Below are 3,262 nucleotides of genomic sequence, written 5' to 3'. Positions count from 1 at the left end.
AATTCTCATCCCGCTAAAAAGGCTTGTGTCACTTTAGCTTGAGTCGATGAAAGTTGAAGCAGATAGAGGCTTCCAGACAAATTCACCCAGAGAGCAAAACCCGCAACCAGTTGGTAGACATCGGAGGGTAGGAAGGAGCGCGTAGTCCCGCTTACCTTACCATTCCCTGGTTTTTGCAACACAATCAGAGCGAGAGCGTTCATTACGTAGACTCGAATCAAGATGCAATAAATGTGTTATACCTTTTTCCTAAATCATCACCTCCTCAGGTTACGAAAATGCTCTAGACTAAGCTATCAAATTCCTGTAGGACTATCACCTTCTTGAAATCAGATTTAATTTTTCACTCATTCTCTTTCAATTCAAAAAGCTGGATCTATTTCATCAATGCGATCGTGAATAATGCTGCTGCGACGAGTGAGGCAATTGTTCGTACATGGTTCCAGAAAGTCCAGTTTATTAGGTAGTTTGCCCAGAGGCTCCCGCCCTCGCTGCTGCCGGGTTTGACGATTGCTAGGGCATCATTCAGCGGCACGTTGAACATAATGGTCACGCCAAAACTGCCTACCAGATAAAACAAACTAGCAATTAGCACATAGCTTTCCGGCTGAGTCCATCTCAGTGCCGAGGCAACGGCCATAACCAGGCAAGTGACAGCCGTTCCCAGGAAAGCCGCCATAAACCACGGGTTAATGACCGCAGTATTAATGGCTTGCATCGCGGCAATTCCTTCTGCTGAAGGACGTTGAGCCAGTGCCCGCATGACGAAAGTTGAAAAGGCAAAAAACACGCCTGCGATCAGCCCACAGCCTAGTACTGAGAATAACTTTAGGGTGAACAGCCATTGATGTGACATTCTGTAAAACCTCCTTCTGTCCTCAACACGACTTTATCTTCCAGCTTAAGGAAACCATAGATTTCTTGACTATCAACATCTTGTGCAACTATCAAAATCTTGCGATGAGTTTTCACAACAGAGGCTGGGATGAGATAAAAATGAAAACAATCAAGATGATACGAGTTTGGTTAGCACCGTGAAATTCTCGATAGAAAATCAGGCTGAATCAAACTTCTTGCCGATCTGCAACACTTGTGAGGGAGCCAGGTGAAACGATCGTTGATTGTCGAGCCATAATTTGAAATTAAACGGGATATTTTAGGGTAGTTCACCCAGAGGTAGCCTGCATAAATCCTTCAACAGGTTAGAGAGAATTGATGGATGAACGCAACTTCTGGGGAGCGAACGATCAAACAGTCAAGCGCAAAGTGAATCGGAAGAACGGGAGCAGCAATTTTTTGTAAAGCTGAAAGTCAAATATTACAAATAAAAAAAGAGGGCTGCCTTGGTAGAGACAGGGCGATCGGCAGTAGTTGGCTTGCAACGGGTCACCAAACCTTTTGCAGTAAGGGCATTTGGTCGAGCACTACTGATAGTTGGGATAGTGCAAAATCTGCAGGGGCAATCGAAATAACCCTGCTACAAACTCAGAAATGCCATATTTGCGCTTCAGTGATTGCGGCAAGTCCTGCCAAGCAACAGGTACAAATCCCAGTCGCTGATAAAAGTTCACCAAGCGCTCACCCAAACATTCCAAGTACAGCGGCTGATTGGCTTGCTGTCGTAAATGCTGGCTCAGAAGCGTCCCCAGGCCTTTATTGCGCCAATTCTTTGACACTACCAAACTACCCAGTTCTTGGGCTCCTGGAAACGTGCGCAGTTGGGCACAGGCAATGACTTTCTCTCTGCACTCAATGACCCAAAACTGCTGCCAGCGAAGTTGGGTTGGATCAAGCAAAGCACCGATAACCAAACGACGAATTGTCCATGCGTCTTCTTGTCTTGCCGGACGTAGTACACAACCATCCGGCAATTGAGCAGGTCCACTCATGACTTCTTCCAGAATTTGACAAACTGGGTTGATGAGAGTGTGGGTAGATTTCTTACCTAGAGTAATCTCCCACTGCTACTTCAAGTTTGGAAAATTGAATGCATCCACGGAAAATGGTGGTCCATTCATCCTGACCTCGTTCGGATGGTACGATATCCACGTGTCATCTGAAATTTACTCTACTTCTTCTTGCTTCCTCGGCCTGTAGTAGCAGTAGTGCGCTTAGAAGCTGGCTTTGTTTTTGCAGCCGTCTTTTCTTGAGCAGTTGCCCGTCTGCCTCTTCGCTTTGGAGCAGCAGGTGCTGATATTTCAGCTGCTTCCGCCTGCTCAGCCGGAACGGAAACCGTTGAAGGAGATTCTACTTCGGAAGAACGAGGAATTGCACTCACTTCAGCTTCAGTTAGAGCAGTAGGCTCCACTTTTGCTTTACGGCTCCGACGTTGCTTTACACCCTGGTTCTTCTTGTTCTGAGTGACGTAGGATTTGAGCGAGGAAGTAGAAATAGCAATGCCATTGTCCTTCAGGATTCCAGCAATTTCTTCATAGCTGTATCCCCGATCGAGGGCAGTCGAAATCGGCTGGCTTAGCTTTGAAATTGCTTCTCGCAAAGAGTACGCTTCTTTGGGTCTTTCTGGCAGTGAACTTAGGTCTTCAGATAGAAGCGCAATTGAAGAGGGAAGGACAGCAGAAAATTTAGCACGCGGCATAATTCAACAATAAAATGATTGCTACTTCTAAGATTAACTTAAACCTGCATTCACGCCTAAGTGATTAATACCGCTGACGAGGTGAAACAGGTGAAATTCCTCAAAAATTTGCTTCAATCGATCGAGTGACGGAACAAAATTTGCGAAAGCGGGTTGTTTAGATTAAGGAACCCACGCTTGAGAATTGAAAGAGGCTCTAAATTTTCGTTGTAGAACCCCTGCACCAACGAACGGCGTAATTTTAAGACGCTTAGAAAACAGATGGGAGACTGTACCAGATTACTCTGATTCAGGTTGGACGGTCGCAACCAAGATACCGAGAATTTGGTCTACTTCGCTGATGAAATAAAATCACAGGTGCCATTTAATCCATGCGTCAAATCCGCATTAAACTCGACCCTCCAAAACAAACGGTTCTGTCGCAAGAATTTTTAACGCTGAATAATCTACATCATTCGCTCTGTTCTATGCAGCAATTCCAAAGATTGATTCAATAAACCTTACTTGAGATACACTATCCCCTTGTTCTATCCCTTTCACTTGTCCTTTTCTAATCATGTTCATCGCTTCAATTCCTCTCAAGGTTCTTCTAGCACTATTAAAGGACTCGAATCCCATCATCGATCTCACAATGCGTTTAATAGGCCGATGATCCTGTTTAATTAC

At 45.0% G+C, this 3,262-nt stretch carries 5 protein-coding genes; all 5 read right to left on the bottom strand.

The window, feature by feature from the left end; genetic code table 11:
- Positions 1-5 precede the first annotated feature (5 nt).
- Complete coding sequence (locus NDI45_RS30700) at positions 6-203, bottom strand: hypothetical protein (protein ID WP_348250061.1); 198 nt, start codon at positions 201-203, stop codon at positions 6-8.
- Positions 204-376: 173 nt separating this feature from the next.
- Complete coding sequence (locus NDI45_RS30695) at positions 377-856, bottom strand: anthrone oxygenase family protein (RefSeq protein ID WP_190794912.1); 480 nt, start codon at positions 854-856, stop codon at positions 377-379.
- A 568-nt stretch (positions 857-1,424) separates the two neighbouring features.
- Complete coding sequence (locus NDI45_RS30690; protein WP_190794911.1) at positions 1,425-1,889, bottom strand: GNAT family N-acetyltransferase; 465 nt, start codon at positions 1,887-1,889, stop codon at positions 1,425-1,427.
- Positions 1,890-2,068: 179 nt separating this feature from the next.
- Complete coding sequence (locus NDI45_RS30685) at positions 2,069-2,497, bottom strand: hypothetical protein (protein ID WP_348250060.1); 429 nt, start codon at positions 2,495-2,497, stop codon at positions 2,069-2,071.
- A gap of 564 nt (positions 2,498-3,061) precedes the next feature.
- Positions 3,062-3,262: DDE-type integrase/transposase/recombinase (locus NDI45_RS30680; protein ID WP_348250059.1), on the bottom strand; the 201-nt coding region annotated here is incomplete at its 5' end.

Source organism: Leptolyngbya sp. GB1-A1 (assembly GCF_039962475.1).
Classification (GTDB): Bacteria; Cyanobacteriota; Cyanobacteriia; order Elainellales; family Elainellaceae; genus Leptolyngbya_A.
Note: the sequence above shows the minus strand (reverse complement) of the source record. Positions and strands in the feature narration are given on the sequence as shown.